Origin of the sequence: Blautia sp. AM23-13AC, from assembly GCF_003435675.1 — a bacterium.
GTDB classification, from domain to species: Bacteria; Bacillota; Clostridia; order Lachnospirales; family Lachnospiraceae; genus Fusicatenibacter; species Fusicatenibacter saccharivorans.
Genome location: NZ_QTUL01000009.1, coordinates 36,316 through 51,215 on the forward strand (window position 1 = coordinate 36,316; position 14,900 = coordinate 51,215).

Genomic DNA, 14,900 nt, shown 5'->3' on the forward strand with positions numbered 1-14,900 from the left:
TAGGTTATTAATGCATTTTACCTAATTTTCTACACTTCCGATCCATTATTTCGCTGCATGATACTCGGCTGCTGCTGCAATCAGGCCGCGGAACAGCGGATGCGGACGGTTCGGACGGGATTTGAATTCCGGATGCGCCTGGGTTGCAATGTAGAACGGATGATCCGAAAGCTCGACCATCTCGACAATTCTTCCATCTGGTGATACACCGGAGAGAACCATGCCGTTTTCGGTCAGTGCTTTCCGGAAATCGTTGTTGACCTCATAGCGGTGACGATGCCGCTCAGAGATCTCTTTCTTGCCGTACAGCTCCTGTGCCTTCGATCCGTCTGCCAGTACACATGGATAAGCGCCGAGCCGTAAGGTACCGCCGATGTCCTCGATGCCGTTCTGGTCCGGCATCAGTGCAATCACCGGGTGCATGGTATTCGGATTCATCTCAATGCTGTGTGCGTCGTGGTAGCCGAGCACGTTTCTCGCATACTCGACAATAGTCAGCTGCATGCCAAGGCAAAGGCCAAGGAACGGAATTCTGTTTTCTCTCGTGTACTGGATCGCTGTAATCATGCCTTCGATACCGCGGTTTCCAAATCCGCCCGGTACCAGCACACCGTCAACATCACACAGATACTCTGCCACGTTCTCTTTTGTTACCAGTTCCGAATCCACCCATTTCAGATGCACGTTTGCATGACTTGCGATACCGCCGTGTTTTAATGCCTCGACAACACTCAGGTATGCGTCATGCAGCTGCGTATACTTTCCGACGAGCGCGATCGTCACCTCTTTGTTCGGATGGCGAAGTGCCTCTACCATATGGGTCCAGTCGGACAGATCCGGCTCCGGGCATGGAAGATGCAGGCTCTCGCAGACAACCTGCGCCAGATTCTCTTTCTCCATGGCAAGCGGAGCTTCGTACAGATACTCCACGTCCAGGTTCTGCAGAACATGGCTTGACGGAACGTTGCAGAAAAGAGCAATTTTGTCTTTGATCTCCGTAGTCAGCGGATGCTCGGACCGACATACAATGACATCCGGCTGAATACCGATTCCCTGCAGCTCTTTTACGCTCGCCTGCGTCGGCTTCGTCTTCATCTCACCGGAAGCTTTCAAATACGGAATCAGGGTAACGTGGATCAGGATGGCGTTCTCATGTCCGACATCGTGCTGGAACTGGCGGATTGCCTCCAGGAACGGCTGGCTCTCGATATCGCCGACGGTTCCGCCGACCTCAATGATAGCAATACGGTCCTCATCCACTTCTTTTCCGCGGTAGAAACGGCTCTTGATTTCGTTTGTGATATGTGGGATCACCTGCACCGTGCCTCCGCCGAAATCACCGTGGCGCTCTTTCTGCAGCACGGACCAGTATACCTTTCCGGTCGTCACATTGGAATTTTTATCCAGGCTCTCATCAATAAAACGCTCGTAGTGGCCAAGATCCAGGTCCGTTTCTGTGCCGTCGTCGGTAACAAAAACCTCGCCGTGCTGAATCGGGTTCATGGTGCCCGGGTCAACGTTGATGTACGGGTCAAACTTCTGCATCGTCACCTGATATCCTCTGGCTTTTAAAAGCCGTCCAAGGGACGCCGCCGTGATTCCCTTTCCAAGGCCGGAGACTACTCCGCCTGTCACAAAGACATATTTTACTGCCATATTGATTTCCTCCTGCTTTTCTCTTCTGATATTTTCTTTTCCGTCACAAGTTTCTCTAAAAGGAAATGTCGCCTGCCGGCGACATCTCTATGATGAAAGCCAGTTACTCCGCGCCTGCGTCGCTCCCGTAACTGCTGACAACATTCGTAATCCGGGCTATCGCCCTACTTACTCATGTCGTCTTGCCCGGCCAATATCTATGAATTCGCTCATGCAAGCATGGCTCATCCATAGCTGCTGTCCGGGGCTTTCATTCAAAATCAAAAACGATTATAACACATCTCGAATTTCCTGCAACTTTTTTTTACTATTTTTTATTATTTTCGACATTTTCCACGAAATCCTAAATTTCTGCACCATATTTTATACATATCACGATTTTCTTGACATCATCCGCAAAAATGAGTATGATAATCAATGTTTTTAAAACATGCAGGTCTACAACTGAAAAAAGGAGAATACCTATGCAGCCATCGTCAAACAATTGTTATGATACCGGTCTCCGGGAAGAATGTGGTGTTTTCGGCATTTACGATCTGGATGGTGCCGACGTCAGTCCTTCGATCTACTATGGCCTTTCCGCCCTGCAGCACAGAGGACAGGAGTCCTGCGGAATCGCCGTCTCTGACACCAGCGGTCCAAAGGGTCATGTGAAATCCCACAAGGGTCTTGGTCTTGTCAATGAAGTTTTCAAAGAATCCAAACTGGATGAACTGACCGGAAATATCGGCATCGGTCATGTCAGATACTCCACCACTGGTTCCACCACCGTGGAAAATGCACAGCCGCTCGTCCTGAATTATCTGAAAGGCTCTCTTGCCCTTGCACACAACGGAAATCTGGTCAACGCCATGGAGTTGCGCGAGCAGATGGAAAACACTGGTGCAATTTTCCACACCTCCATTGACTCGGAAATTATTGCCTACGGCATTGCGCGGGAACGTGTTCACTCCAGGACTGTGGAGGAAGCGATTCTGCATACCGTAAAGGATATCCGCGGCGCCTATGCGCTTGTCATCATGAGCCCGCGAAAGCTCATTGGTGTGCGCGACCCATATGGCTTAAAACCGCTCTGCATCGGAAAGCGGGACAACGCCTGGGTTCTCGCCTCGGAAAGCTGCGCCCTCACTTCGATCGGCGCCGAATTCGTCCGCGATGTCGCTCCGGGAGAAATTGTAACGTTTGACAAAACCGGAAATCTGAAATCCGAATTTATGCCGGTTGACGTAAAAAAAGCGCATTGTATTTTTGAATATATTTATTTTGCCCGCCTCGACAGCAAAATAGACAATATCAGTGTCTACGAAGCCAGAATCCGCGGCGGTGCAACTCTCGCAAAGACCTACCCGGTTGACGCAGATCTTGTCTGTGGTGTCCCGGACTCCGGACTTGCCTCCGCAAAGGGCTATTCCGAAGAATCCGGCATCCCGTTCGGTCTTGCGTTCCACAAAAACAGCTATGTCGGCCGTACCTTCATCAAGCCGACCCAGAAGGAACGGGAATCCAGCGTCAAAATCAAGCTGAGCGTTCTCGAATCTGTTGTAAAAGGAAAACGGATCGTGCTCGTCGACGACTCCATTGTCCGTGGAACAACGATTTCCAACCTGATCACGATGCTTCGCAAAGCCGGCGCGACCGAAGTCCATGTCCGTATCAGCTCTCCGCCGTTCCTGTATCCGTGCTATTTCGGCACCGATGTTCCTTCGAACAAACAGCTGATCGCAAGCTCTCACTCCACGGAGGAGATCCGTCAGCAGATCGGAGCCGACTCTCTTGGCTACATGCCGATCGATGAACTCCAGAACATGGTCGGCGATCTGCCGATCTGCCGTGCATGCTTCGACAGCCATTACCCAATGGAAGTACCGAAACAGGATATCAGCGCTCTTCTCGAAAGCTGATTCTATTTCGTCCCCTTTACCGCGCAGACACTGCGTCAGGTAAGGGGGGCTTTTTTGTTTCATGCATACTTTGACGTAATGTTTGCATACAATAGCATCAAAAACAAAGGATCTCTTTATGGATCTTACAGACATCATTTATTCCAACGATTACATCAACATTCTGATCCAGAATTACGTGGCACAGTCCGAGCGGTACCAGATGCTGTTTCCGGAGTCAAGTGCTCTTCTTACGCTGAACCCGCAGTATTCCGTTCTCTTTCTCGAGCGGAGTCTGCTGCCGGAAAATCTCTTCGGCGCAGTTCCCTTTACCGGGCTTCCAAAACTTTTTACGCCGCTCTCCACGCTCTCACTGGAAGTCTCCGGGATTGTCCAGACGCAGAATCTCTACGGCGGCGGATATACAGGCAAAAATGTAATCTTCGGTTTTCTGGACACCGGCATTGATTACCGCCACCCCGCATTTCTGCACGCCAACGGACAGAGCCGGATTCTCGCCGTCTGGGATCAGACGGACCGGACGGGAACGCCGCCGGCGCAGTTTCCTTACGGCAGTCTCTATACCAAGTCCGATCTCGACGCGGCACTTGAAAGCGGCAATCCACTCTCCCTTGTTCCAGTCACCGATCCCGACGGGCACGGCACGTATGTCGCAGGCGTGGCCGGCGGTACTCCGGATGCCTCCGCCGGATTTCTCGGCGCCGCACCGGAGGCAGATTTTGCCGTTGTTAAATTAAAACCCGCCAAACAGAATCTGAAAGATTTTTATCTTGTGTCCTCCAATGCTCCCGTCTTCGAGGAAGATGACCTGCTCTCCGCCATGCACTTTCTGAATGAAACCGCAGCTGCGGAAGGAAAACCGCTCGTCCTCTGTCTGGCACTCGGGACGAATCAGGGCAGCCACTCCGGCACGCTCCCCGTTTCTCTGACCTTGGCGCGCTACGGCAACACGCCTGGTGTGATCCCCGTCTGCGCGACCGGCAACGAAGGAAATGCAGCACACCATTATTATGGCTCTGTATCCGAAACTTACACCCCGAAAAATGTAGAGTTTCTCGTTTCTGAAGGAAACCGCGGTTTCACCCTGGAACTCTGGGGACAGGCTCCACAGCTTTTTTCTGTCGGTTTCCGCTCTCCCGGCGGCGAGACGATTCCGCGGATTCCCGTCTCTTTGAATCAGGAACAGCGGATCACCTTCGTTCTGGAGCGCACCGTGATCTACGTCAACTACGAAGTGGTCCAGGCCACGACCGGCAGCCAGCTCATTCTGATCCGCATGCTGGATCCGACCCCCGGTATCTGGACGCTTCAGGTTTACCGCGCTTTTCCATCGCCGCCGGATTTCCACATCTGGCTCCCGATCACCGGATTTTCCACCTCCGATGTGACATTTCTGGAACCGGATCCGTACACGACACTGACGACACCTTCTGCCACGGTTCCTGTTCTTTCTCCCTCCACGTATCAGGCAGCAAACAACAGTTTTTCCCCGGAATCCGGCCGCGGCTTTACCCGGCTTGGTGAAATCAAGCCCGACTTTGCCGCTCCCGGCGTCTCCGTTACCGGACCGGGACCGGCCGGCTCCTATGTAAGCTTCAGCGGTTCGAGTGCGTCCGCCGCCATTACATCCGGCGCCGCTGCTCTTTTTCTGCAATGGGGCATCCAGCGCACTCCCGCCCGCTATTTCACGGCACAGGAGGTAAAAAACTACCTGATCCGCGGTGCAGACCGAACTGATACTATTACGTATCCGAGCAGAGAATGGGGATATGGCCGATTACAGTTATATCAAAGCTTCACAAGCCTTATGACAAACTGATTTTCCCGCTCACAGGTTTGCTTCTATGGTATATCCGTTTGTTGATGCAAACTTTTAATGTGCAAGTGCCTTGTTTTTGATTGTTTTCCGTTGTATCATTACGTATTATCATTATATTTATAAAACTAAAAGGGGGATTCCTGACTATGAATTACGAACGCTTGAACGATCTTCGCCTTCTTGGACTTACGATTGCCTACTACCGAAGAGCAAAAGGAATGACGCAGGCCGAACTTGCCGAGGCGGTACATATCAGTCGTACCCATATGAGCAACATCGAAGCGCCAAATACAAAAACCTCTATTTCGTTGAATCTTCTGTTCGATATCGCTGAGGCACTTGACATTCCGGTGAAAGAGCTTTTTGATTTTCAGGGACGCAGTCTGTAGGGTTTTTGAATTTTTCTCTTTAAGAGTAACCCCGCCCGGCAGTTTTTCATATCATGAATTGTAAGCAAAATGATTCCTTTGGAGGAACAAACATGAGTGATTTAGCTGCTACAAACTGTGGATGCGGATGTGACAACGGCTGTGGCTGCGATAATGGATGCGGTGTTTCCAACAACAACCTGTTCGGAAACAATGGCTGCAGTATTATCTGGATTCTGCTTCTCCTCTCCTGCTGCGGCGGATGTGGATGCGGAAACAACAACAATGGCTGCAATTCCGACTGCTGGCTCGTTCTGATTCTTCTGTTCTGCTGCGGCGGATGGAACAACAACGGCTGTGGATGCGGCAACAGCAATAACTGTGGATGCGGCTGCTGACCTTTTTTCAGTCCTCCCAGATGTTCGGGCAGAAAAAGCCCCGGGTGCGGATCAACCGCCCCGGGGCTTTTTTCACCAGAATTCTCTTTCAGCGAAACCGTTTCGGTTTCCGTGCTTCTCTTTCCCGCTTTTCCATCTCTTCTCTTTTTTCTTTTTTTCTCATACATTCCAGATCTATTTCATAAAAGGCATTCCCTTCGAGTACCTGTTTTCTTTTTGCTGTTTCTTTTCCATCCATTTTCCGGCGGTCTCCTTTTTCTTTCTTCCTCTTATCATATGTTTTTTCCCGCCTTCTGTCATTTTTTCCGGCCTGGAACATAAGATAAAGAGAAATAAAAAGACAAATGCAGGAATGCTGCCAGGAAGGATCTTAATTTGAATCAGGAACAGGAACAAAATGTGGAACAGATGACACCGCTGGACCAGATGATCGCACAGGATCAGCTTCAGATGCTGAAGGCTGCCATTCCCTACGCCTCCTTCGGCCTGCAGCCCTCCCTTGCGATTTTGAGCAAATGGCTCGAGCTCCAGCGGACCATTCAGCTTTTTTCCCGTCCGGCCGACCTTTCCATGATGTCTGTTGATGCCCCGCACGTCTCTCCGCTTGAGATGCTGCAGGATATTTCCCGTTTTGCCGCCGGTCCGCAGCGGGATCTTCTCTCCCAGATGTTTCAGACCATGCAGATGGTCCAGATGCTTCAGAATATAAATCCCGGAAATGAGGAGGATCTGCTATGAGTTCGGATGATAAGCAAAACGACTGGTCGCAGGACCCCTCTCTTTCCGGAATTGACTTTGCCCGGCTTCAGGCACTGCAGCAGATGGCCTCTCAGAGCCGTGGAAAATCCCAGGCGGAAATGATGCCGTTTCTTCTCTCCCTGATGCAGGGAAATCAGGGCGGCGCACAGTTTTCCGCCTCCGAGGCGGACCTGATCATCTCTGCCATCAAAGCCGGAAAATCCAAACAGGAAGCGGCAAAAATTGACCAGATGGTACGCCTCTTCCGCTCCGCTGCTTCCGGGAAAAAACGCTGAAAAACTACAAACAAAAAAACGCTGCCGGTCTGGAATCCCAAACCGGTCAGCGTTTTTATTCTGTGCTTTTTCCTGCCTAGTTCTGCATGGAAAGCACGTTTTTATTTTTTACCAGGTAATCAATCAGAGAAACAACGGTCAGAATCAGTGCAACCCAGATCAGCACGGTATTCAGCACGGAAAGTGCCGGAATGTCGGCGATCAGAAGAATGATCATAATCATCTGGCTGATTGTTTTCGATTTTCCCCACCAGCTTGCTGCGATGACAATTCCATTGTCCGAAGCAACCAGGCGGAAACCGCTGATGATAAATTCTCTTGCGATGATAATAATAACCATCCACGCCGGAAGCTTGTCCAGCTCTACAAAGCAGATCAGTGCAGAGCATACCAGCAGCTTATCTGCCAGCGGATCCATAAACTTTCCGAAATCGGTAATCAGATTGTCACGTCTTGCAATGTAGCCGTCCAGCGTATCCGTGATGCTGGCAGCGGCAAAGATTACCAGTGCAATCCATTTGGACGCGCTTCCGCCCACGCCAGACAGCAGGAAGAACACGAAAAACGGAATCATAATTACCCGCAGAATCGTTAATTTGTTTGGTAAATTCATTGGCTTATCTCTCCTATCAGATCATATTCCAGAGCACCGGTAATTTTCACTCTTACGAAGTCGCCGGATACGAGTGTTTCCGGTGTATTGACAAATACATAGCCGTCTACACCCGGTGCGTCCGCCTGGCTTCTGCCCACATAGGCATCCTCATCCGCCACTTTGCCCTCGATCATAACAAGAAGCTCCTGGCCGATCCTGCGCTCGCCGAGTTCTGCAGAGATATCCTGCTGCAGCTCCATCAGTTCTGCCTGACGGTCCAGTTTTACCTCCTCGTCGATCTGATGCTCCATCGCAGCAGCCGGTGTTCCCTCCTCCGGAGAGTAGGTGAATACGCCGAGACGGTCGAACTCCATGTCGTTGATAAACTCGAGGAGTTCTTTGTGCTGCTCTTTTGTCTCTCCCGGGAATCCTGTGATCAGCGTGGTGCGCAGTGTGATATCCGGCATCTCGCTTCTCAGGAAATCAATTTTGTCGATCAGCTCCTGTTTGGATGTTCTGCGACCCATGCGGCGCAGGATCTCATCGTTGGCATGCTGAATCGGCAGATCCAGGTAGTGACAGACTTTCGGCTCTTCCTTCATCGTCTGAACGAGTTCCGGATAGATGTCCTCCGGATAGCAGTACAGAATCCGGATCCAGTAGAGCTCCTGAATTTTGCAGAGCTCTTTTAACAGAAGGTGGAGAGACGGCTTTCCGTACAGATCGATACCATAAATGGTTGTCTCCTGCGCAACGAGAACGAGCTCTTTGACACCCTGTTCTGCCATCGTCTTCGCTTCTGCTATCAGTTCCTCCATCGGAACGGAGCGGTACGGTCCGCGCAGCTTCGGAATGATGCAGTAGGTACAGTGCTTGTCACAGCCCTCTGCAATTTTCAGATATTCGTAATGGCCGCCTGTCGTTACAACGCGCTGTGCGTCAATTTTCGGCAGTCCTTTCAGATCGGCATACTCCTGGAAGCGGTCGCCGCCGAGGACATCCTGAATGGCATCCAGGATTTTGTCATAGCTGTTCGTTCCAAGTACGGCGTCAACCTCCGGAATCTCCTCAATGATTTCATCGCGGTAGCGCTCTGCCATACAGCCCGTTACCAGAAGAACCTTACAGCTTCCCGCTGTACGGTACTTCGCCATTTCAAGAATATTTTGAATGCTTTCTTCTTTGGCGTCGTGGATAAAGCAGCATGTGTTTATCACGATAACCTCTGCATCTTCCTCGGAATCGGTGATCTCGAAGCCATGCTCTACCAGAAGACCCAGCATATGCTCGGAATCTACCAGGTTTTTATCGCATCCAAGGGAAATAAACAGAATTTTCATATTATTCAATTACTGGCTCCTCTTTTGTTTCCTCTTCCGCTTCAACTTCAGATTCCGGAAGGATTGTAACCTCTCCTTTGTACATCTCCTCTACGGCGATGGAAAGCGGTTTCATGCCTTTTTTCACTTTTACAAGCGGTTCAGCTCCGCCGATGATCTGTCTTGCACGTTTGCTTGTTGCAAGTACCAGAGAGTAACGGCTGCTGACAACCGGTGCCTCGTCCAGATCCTGGCCCTCGTTAATAGTTGCAATCAGTTCCTGATAAGATGGATGAATCATAATAAATGCTCCTTTCTATTTTTCCAGACTTTTTTTCATCTGTTCGATAAAGTCTTTCTGGTTGCTGCTCATGAAATGCTGGCTCTGAATGGTCTCATGCATCTGTTTTACGCAGGTTTCGAGGTCGTCGTTGATCAGGACATAATCGTACTGGTCCATGCCCTGTGCTTCCTCTTTTGCACGCTCCATTCTGCCTTTGATGACTTCTTCTGTTTCCGTTCCGCGTCCCCGGAGGCGTCGTTCCAGCTCCTCGGCGGTCGGCGGTGTGATGAACACAAGAAGGGTGTCCGGACGTTTTTCCTTGACCTGAAGTGCTCCCTGGATTTCAATCTCAAGCAGAACATCTTTTCCGGCATCCAGCTGCTCCTCTACGTATGCCTTCGGCGTTCCGTAGGAATGTTTTACGTAACGCGCATACTCGAGGAAGGCATCCTCTTCTACCATGCGGTCAAACTCTTCTTCTGTACGGAAAAAGTACGATACGCCGTCTTCCTCGCCCGGACGCGGGTCTCTTGTGGTGACGGAGATGGACAGCGCATAGTTGTCGTACTCCTCCATCAGGCGTTTCATCAGTGTTCCTTTTCCTGCTCCGGAAAAACCGGATACTACAGTAAGTATTCCTCTACTCATTTTCAGATTCCCCTCGCTCTTTTTCTGTTTCCCAGCCGCCGTTGAATCTGCGGCTGATCGTTTCCGGCTGCAAAGCCGAAAGGATGATAAATTCTTCTCCGGTGATGAGCACTGCTTTCGTGCGTCTTCCCTGCGTCGCATCGATGATGCGGTTGCTTTCCTTTGCACGCTGCACCATACGCTTGACGGGTGCCGCCTCGGGACTCACCACTGCTATTATTTTATCCGAATTTACGACATTGCCGAATCCGATGTTGATCAGTTTTGCCACAATCCGTCCTTTCCTGTACCTTCTGAAGTCTTTTTCAGAAAATACATCTACCCATACAGATTTATTATAATTCATTCAGAAAGCCTAGTCAAATCTTTTTTTCTGTATTATAATGAAAATACCAGAATTTCAAACAAAGGAGATATTTTCTATGGCTTTTGATGGAATTACCATTGCAAATATTGCACAGGAACTGAATCAGACCATCGTCGGCGGAAAGATCAACAAGATCGCACAGCCGGAAAACGACGAGCTGATGATTACAATAAAAAACAACCGTACCGTTTACCGTCTTCTCCTCTCGGCAAGTGCTTCGCTTCCGCTGATCTACCTGACGGACAACAATAAGCCCGGCCCGATGACCGCACCGAATTTCTGTATGCTGCTCCGCAAACACATCGGCAGCGCCCGCATTCTCTCCGTTACCCAGCCGGGACTCGAGCGTATTCTTATTTTTGAGCTCGAGCATTTGAACGAACTCGGCGATATCTGCCGCAAGAAGCTGATTGTGGAGATCATGGGAAAACACAGCAACCTGATCTTCTGTCAGGAGGACAATACGATCCTTGACAGTATCAAACATATTTCCGCCAACATGAGTTCTGTCCGTGAGGTTCTTCCGGGCCGCACCTGGTTCATTCCGCACACGCAGGATAAGAAAGATCCGCTCACGATCACAGAAGAAGAATTTTTCGATTTCGTCTGCACGAAACCAATGGCTGCCGCAAAGGCAATCTACACTTCCCTTACCGGCTTCAGCCCGCTGATGGCGGAGGAAGTCTGCTGCCGCGCCGGCATCGACGGCGGATTTGCGGTCAATGCACTCGAAGAAAATGCAAAGCTTCATCTGTTCCGCACCTTCTCTTATCTGATTGAGGATATCAAAAACGGCGCATTTACGCCGAACATCGTATACCAGGGCGATGAGCCGAAAGAATTTTCCGCACTGAAACTGACGCAGTATCAGGATTTGCGGGAGGAAACATACGATTCGATCTCCGGTGTACTGGAAACATACTATGCCATGAAAAACCGTATCACCCGCATCCGTCAGAAATCTTCCGATCTGCGCCGTGTCGTCAATACCGCACTCGAACGGAATGTCAAAAAATACGACCTGCAGCAGAAACAGTTAAAAGACACCGACAAGCGGGAAAAATACCGGATTTACGGTGAGCTTTTAAATACGTACGGCTACAGCTGCCAGCCGGGCGATACTTCGCTGAAAGCCGTCAATTACTATAACGGCGAGGAAATCACGATTCCGCTCGACGGAACGCTCTCTGCCGGCGAAAATGCGAAAAAATACTTCGACCGCTACGGAAAGCTGAAGCGGACCCGTGAGGCACTCGAAGAACTTCTTGTCGAGACGAAAGAGGAAATCGACCATCTCGAATCCATCAGCACGGCGCTTGATATTGCGCTCGATGAGGCGGATCTGGTGCAGTTAAAAGAAGAGCTGATCGAGTACGGCTACATCCGCCGCAAGGGACCGACAGGGAAAAAGCAGAAAATCACCTCCCATCCGTTCCACTACCGCTCTTCCGAGGGCTTTGACATTTATGTCGGCAAGAACAACTTCCAGAACGAGGAACTTTCGTTTAAATTCGCCTCCGGCAACGACTGGTGGTTCCACGCGAAAGGCCAGCCGGGCAGCCATGTCATCGTAAAGACGAACGGTAAAGAGCTGCCGGATTCCGTCTACGAAGAGGCCGCTGCTCTCGCCGCCTATTACTCGAAAGGCAGACAGGCACCGAAGGTGGAAATCGACTACACCTTAAAGAAAAACCTGCGCAAACCAAACGGAAGCAAACCGGGTTTCGTTGTTTATTACACCAATTACTCCATGATGGCGGAGCCGAACATCCGCAATCTTCAGGAAATACAGGACTGAATTCAGAATACAAAAGACTTTTCGCACATTCCTATCTGTTCCTCTTTGCGAAAAGTCTTTTTTTCGTAAAATTTAATACTTCCTTCATTTCTTTTTCGATGCTCTATGGTATACTTCTTAGTATGGAAAAAGATTCCAGACGTGATCTTTTTCAACCAAACCACAGTGAGGCTGTCTCTTCTTTATCAGGACAGCCGGAGAGGAATATAACTGTTATGAACAAAACAATTCCCGAAATCATTCACCGCCGTGTTCCAACGACGCGCTATGAGGCAGACCCTTCCAAAGGCCTTTCCGCCGAGCAGGTTGCCGAGTACCGCGAGAACGGCTGGACCAACTGCGCGGTGGAACCTCCGTCCAAGACAACGGCCGAGATCGTAAAGAGCAATGTCTGTACGTATTTCAACCTGATTTTTCTGATTATTGCCATCTTTCTGATCCTTGCCGGTTCGTTCCGGGATCTTACGTTTCTGCCGGTCATCATCGCGAACACGCTGATCGGTATTGTACAGGAGATCAAGGCGAAAAAGACGCTGGAAAAGCTGTCTGTTTTAAACGCGCCGAAGGCTACTGCGATCCGTGACGGTGCTGAGGTAACACTCGCCGCGGAGGATCTCGTACTCGATGATATTGTTGTATTTACCGCAGGAAAACAGATCTGCGCTGATGCTGTCGTGCTTGAAGGTGAGGTACAGGTCAACGAATCGCTGCTTACCGGTGAATCCGATGAGATTACCAAGCGCCCGGGCGACGAGCTGATGTCCGGAAGTTTTATCGTCTCTGGAAGCTGCAAGAGCCGTCTGACCCAGGTCGGTGAAGATTCCTACATTTCCCGTCTGACCCTCGAGGCAAAGGCCATGAAAGAGGGCGAACAGTCCGAGATGATCCGCTCCCTCAACAAGCTGGTAAAGGTTGTCGGCATTCTGATCATTCCGATCGGTCTTCTGCTCTTCGGCCAGCAGTTTTTCGTCTCCCACGAAGCGTTCCGTGAGAGCATTACCTCGATGGTGGCCGCCGTGCTCGGCATGATCCCAGAAGGTCTTTACCTGCTTGCAAGCGTTGCCCTTGCCGTCAGCGTTATGCGGCTGGCTTCGCAGAAGGTTCTCGTGCATGATATGAAATGTATCGAGACGCTGGCTCGCGTCAACGTGCTCTGTGTCGATAAGACGGGAACCATCACCGAGACAAATATGAAAGTACATGATCTGATTCTGGTCGGCTCCAGTTCAGTCCCTGATACAGAATCCGGCGAAAATGCTCCCGCACCGCAGAAAGAAGAGCTTTCCCTTGCGGTCGGTGATTTCGCATCTGCCATGTCAAACGACAACATTACTATGGCGGCACTGAAAGAATATTTTAAAGACAACAACGGCAAAACTGCCGTTTCGATGACTTCGTTCTCCTCGGAATTCAAGTATTCCAGTGTGACATTTTCGGATGTCTCCTACGTGCTCGGTGCCCCGGAGTTCGTTCTCCGCGATGATTTCGCACGCTATCAGAGTGAAATTGAAGCGTATACCTCAAAGGGATTCCGTCTTCTCGTCTTCGGCACATCCGAAACTGTACCGAATGGAAAAGCACTCTCCGGCCGTGTCACGCCGCTTGGCTACGTGCTTCTCTCCAATCCGATCCGAAAAGAAGCACCGGAAACGTTCCGCTACTTCGAAGATCAGGGTGTCCATGTCAAGGTCATCTCCGGTGATACTCCGGTAACGGTATCTGAGGTTGCCCGCCAGGCAGGGATTGCACACGCAGAGGATTATATTGATGCTTCCACTCTAAAGACACCGGAAGAGCTCGAAGAAGCAATCCTGAAATACACCGTGTTCGGCCGTGTCACACCAGACCAAAAACGCCAGTTTGTCCAGGCTTTAAAGAAAAACGGCAAGACCGTTGCGATGACCGGCGATGGTGTCAACGATGTGCTCGCATTAAAGGATGCCGACTGCTCCGTTGCGATGGCATCCGGAAGTGACGCTGCCGCACAGGCTGCACAGCTCGTTCTGCTGGACAACGACTTTTCGAAGATGCCTTCTGTCGTACTGGAAGGCCGCCGCGTTGTCAACAACCTGCAGCGCTCGGGAACGCTGTTCCTGGTAAAGAACATTTTCTCGTTCCTGCTGTCCATCTTCTCACTGATCTCGATGGTGACGTATCCGCTGGAGCCGTCCCAGATCTCGCTGATCAGTATGTTTACGATCGGTATTCCAGGCTTCCTGCTCTCGCTAATGCCGAACAAAAACCGGATCGCGGGCCACTTTATCACGAACATTCTGACACGGGCCCTGCCTGCGGCGCTGACCGACTTTTTGATGGTCGCAACACTCGTCGTCTTCGGCCAGGAATTTGCGGTCGGCTCGGAAGATATTTCGACCGCTGCCACCGTACTGCTCGCCATTGTCGGTTTTATGATTCTCTACCGGATCAGCAAGCCGCTCAACTGGATGCGCTGGACGATCCTGATCGGCTCGATTATTGCCTTCATTTTCTGCAGTACCTATCTGAACCAGCTGTTCGCCATTTCTGATATGTCCAGAAAATGTATCATGCTGCTGGTCGTATTCTCTGTCGCAACAGAGCCGGTTCTGCGATATTTGAGCATCCTCGTGGATTCCATTTCCTCTTTTTACCGGAAGCAGAAAATTTTCTTCCTGCGAAAACGGGAAGCGAGAAAAGCGAAATAAAACGTAAAACCAAACATCAAAAATGCCGTA

General features: G+C 50.5%; 15 protein-coding genes. 8 read left to right on the forward strand and 7 right to left on the reverse strand.

The window, feature by feature from the left end:
* Window positions 1-45: 45 nt before the first annotated feature.
* Complete coding sequence (locus DW642_RS10860; protein ID WP_117510186.1) at window positions 46-1,656, reverse strand: CTP synthase; 1,611 nt, start codon at window positions 1,654-1,656, stop codon at window positions 46-48.
* 464 nt (window positions 1,657-2,120) lie between these two features.
* On the opposite strand from DW642_RS10860, the gene purF reads away from it, so the two are divergent.
* The 4 genes from purF to DW642_RS10880 all read left to right on the forward strand — a co-directional run bounded on the left by purF (window position 2,121) and on the right by DW642_RS10880 (window position 6,142).
* A complete protein-coding gene (purF, locus tag DW642_RS10865) occupies window positions 2,121-3,557 on the forward strand; it encodes an amidophosphoribosyltransferase (protein ID WP_117510187.1) in 1,437 nt (478 codons plus the stop codon).
* 118 nt (window positions 3,558-3,675) lie between these two features.
* Entirely contained in the window at window positions 3,676-5,376 is a 1,701-nt protein-coding gene (locus DW642_RS10870) for a S8 family peptidase (protein WP_117510188.1), read from the forward strand.
* Between the two features lie 146 nt (window positions 5,377-5,522).
* The gene (locus DW642_RS10875) at window positions 5,523-5,765 is read left to right on the forward strand and encodes a helix-turn-helix transcriptional regulator (RefSeq protein ID WP_022462361.1); all 243 of its coding nucleotides are present in this window, start codon (window positions 5,523-5,525) and stop codon (window positions 5,763-5,765) included.
* Window positions 5,766-5,857: 92 nt separating this feature from the next.
* A complete protein-coding gene (locus DW642_RS10880; protein ID WP_055228247.1) occupies window positions 5,858-6,142 on the forward strand; it encodes a hypothetical protein in 285 nt (94 codons plus the stop codon).
* 88 nt (window positions 6,143-6,230) lie between these two features.
* Here the strand turns inward: DW642_RS10880 and DW642_RS16010 are convergent, their stop codons facing one another.
* Window positions 6,231-6,380 (reverse strand): hypothetical protein, encoded by a 150-nt coding sequence (locus tag DW642_RS16010; RefSeq protein WP_172680771.1) that lies wholly within the window; start codon window positions 6,378-6,380, stop codon window positions 6,231-6,233.
* Window positions 6,381-6,517: 137 nt separating this feature from the next.
* Here DW642_RS16010 and DW642_RS10890 point away from each other — a divergent pair, with 137 nt between their 5' ends.
* The gene (locus tag DW642_RS10890; RefSeq protein WP_055217741.1) at window positions 6,518-6,880 is read left to right on the forward strand and encodes a hypothetical protein; all 363 of its coding nucleotides are present in this window, start codon (window positions 6,518-6,520) and stop codon (window positions 6,878-6,880) included.
* Window positions 6,877-7,176 carry a hypothetical protein gene (locus tag DW642_RS10895; protein WP_022461427.1) on the forward strand — a complete coding sequence of 100 codons (300 nt, stop codon included), beginning with the start codon at window positions 6,877-6,879 and terminating at the stop codon, window positions 7,174-7,176. Before DW642_RS10890 ends, DW642_RS10895 begins: the two co-directional genes overlap by 4 nt.
* 76 nt (window positions 7,177-7,252) lie before the next feature.
* On the opposite strand, the gene pgsA is transcribed toward DW642_RS10895, so the two are convergent.
* The 5 genes from pgsA to DW642_RS10920 are packed head-to-tail and all read right to left on the reverse strand — an operon-like array spanning window position 7,253 to window position 10,292.
* Window positions 7,253-7,789, reverse strand: a complete 537-nt coding sequence (gene pgsA, locus DW642_RS10900) for a CDP-diacylglycerol--glycerol-3-phosphate 3-phosphatidyltransferase (protein ID WP_055228244.1) — start codon at window positions 7,787-7,789, stop codon at window positions 7,253-7,255.
* On the reverse strand, window positions 7,786-9,111 hold the full coding sequence (gene rimO / locus DW642_RS10905) for a 30S ribosomal protein S12 methylthiotransferase RimO (protein WP_055217739.1): 1,326 nt from the start codon (window positions 9,109-9,111) through the stop codon (window positions 7,786-7,788). The genes pgsA and rimO overlap by 4 nt, the downstream gene beginning before the upstream one ends.
* A 1-nt stretch (window position 9,112) precedes the next feature.
* The gene (gene rpoZ / locus DW642_RS10910) at window positions 9,113-9,391 is read right to left on the reverse strand and encodes a DNA-directed RNA polymerase subunit omega (RefSeq protein ID WP_022461424.1); all 279 of its coding nucleotides are present in this window, start codon (window positions 9,389-9,391) and stop codon (window positions 9,113-9,115) included.
* 15 nt (window positions 9,392-9,406) lie between these two features.
* The gene (gene gmk, locus DW642_RS10915; RefSeq protein WP_022461423.1) at window positions 9,407-10,021 is read right to left on the reverse strand and encodes a guanylate kinase; all 615 of its coding nucleotides are present in this window, start codon (window positions 10,019-10,021) and stop codon (window positions 9,407-9,409) included.
* A complete protein-coding gene (locus DW642_RS10920; RefSeq protein ID WP_055218332.1) occupies window positions 10,014-10,292 on the reverse strand; it encodes a DUF370 domain-containing protein in 279 nt (92 codons plus the stop codon). Before DW642_RS10920 ends, gmk begins: the two co-directional genes overlap by 8 nt.
* Window positions 10,293-10,443: 151 nt before the next feature.
* On the opposite strand from DW642_RS10920, the gene DW642_RS10925 reads away from it, so the two are divergent.
* The gene (locus DW642_RS10925; RefSeq protein WP_055228242.1) at window positions 10,444-12,186 is read left to right on the forward strand and encodes an Rqc2 family fibronectin-binding protein; all 1,743 of its coding nucleotides are present in this window, start codon (window positions 10,444-10,446) and stop codon (window positions 12,184-12,186) included.
* 215 nt (window positions 12,187-12,401) lie between these two features.
* Entirely contained in the window at window positions 12,402-14,870 is a 2,469-nt protein-coding gene (locus DW642_RS10930) for a cation-translocating P-type ATPase (RefSeq protein ID WP_117510189.1), read from the forward strand.
* Window positions 14,871-14,900 lie beyond the last annotated feature (30 nt).

Bases quoted from the DNA above. Each gene is read 5' to 3' on its own strand.
- gmk (WP_022461423.1), bottom strand. From the start codon at position 10,021: ATGAGTAGAGGAATACTTACTGTAGTATCCGGTTTTTCCGGAGCAGGA.
- rimO (WP_055217739.1), bottom strand. From the start codon at position 9,111: ATGAAAATTCTGTTTATTTCCCTTGGATGCGATAAAAACCTGGTAGAT.
- DW642_RS10930 (WP_117510189.1), top strand. From the start codon at position 12,402: ATGAACAAAACAATTCCCGAAATCATTCACCGCCGTGTTCCAACGACG.
- rpoZ (WP_022461424.1), bottom strand. From the start codon at position 9,391: ATGATTCATCCATCTTATCAGGAACTGATTGCAACTATTAACGAGGGC.
- DW642_RS10895 (WP_022461427.1), top strand. From the start codon at position 6,877: ATGAGTTCGGATGATAAGCAAAACGACTGGTCGCAGGACCCCTCTCTT.
- DW642_RS16010 (WP_172680771.1), bottom strand. From the start codon at position 6,380: ATGGATGGAAAAGAAACAGCAAAAAGAAAACAGGTACTCGAAGGGAAT.
- DW642_RS10925 (WP_055228242.1), top strand. From the start codon at position 10,444: ATGGCTTTTGATGGAATTACCATTGCAAATATTGCACAGGAACTGAAT.
- DW642_RS10875 (WP_022462361.1), top strand. From the start codon at position 5,523: ATGAATTACGAACGCTTGAACGATCTTCGCCTTCTTGGACTTACGATT.
- purF (WP_117510187.1), top strand. From the start codon at position 2,121: ATGCAGCCATCGTCAAACAATTGTTATGATACCGGTCTCCGGGAAGAA.
- DW642_RS10880 (WP_055228247.1), top strand. From the start codon at position 5,858: ATGAGTGATTTAGCTGCTACAAACTGTGGATGCGGATGTGACAACGGC.
- DW642_RS10860 (WP_117510186.1), bottom strand. From the start codon at position 1,656: ATGGCAGTAAAATATGTCTTTGTGACAGGCGGAGTAGTCTCCGGCCTT.
- pgsA (WP_055228244.1), bottom strand. From the start codon at position 7,789: ATGAATTTACCAAACAAATTAACGATTCTGCGGGTAATTATGATTCCG.
- DW642_RS10870 (WP_117510188.1), top strand. From the start codon at position 3,676: ATGGATCTTACAGACATCATTTATTCCAACGATTACATCAACATTCTG.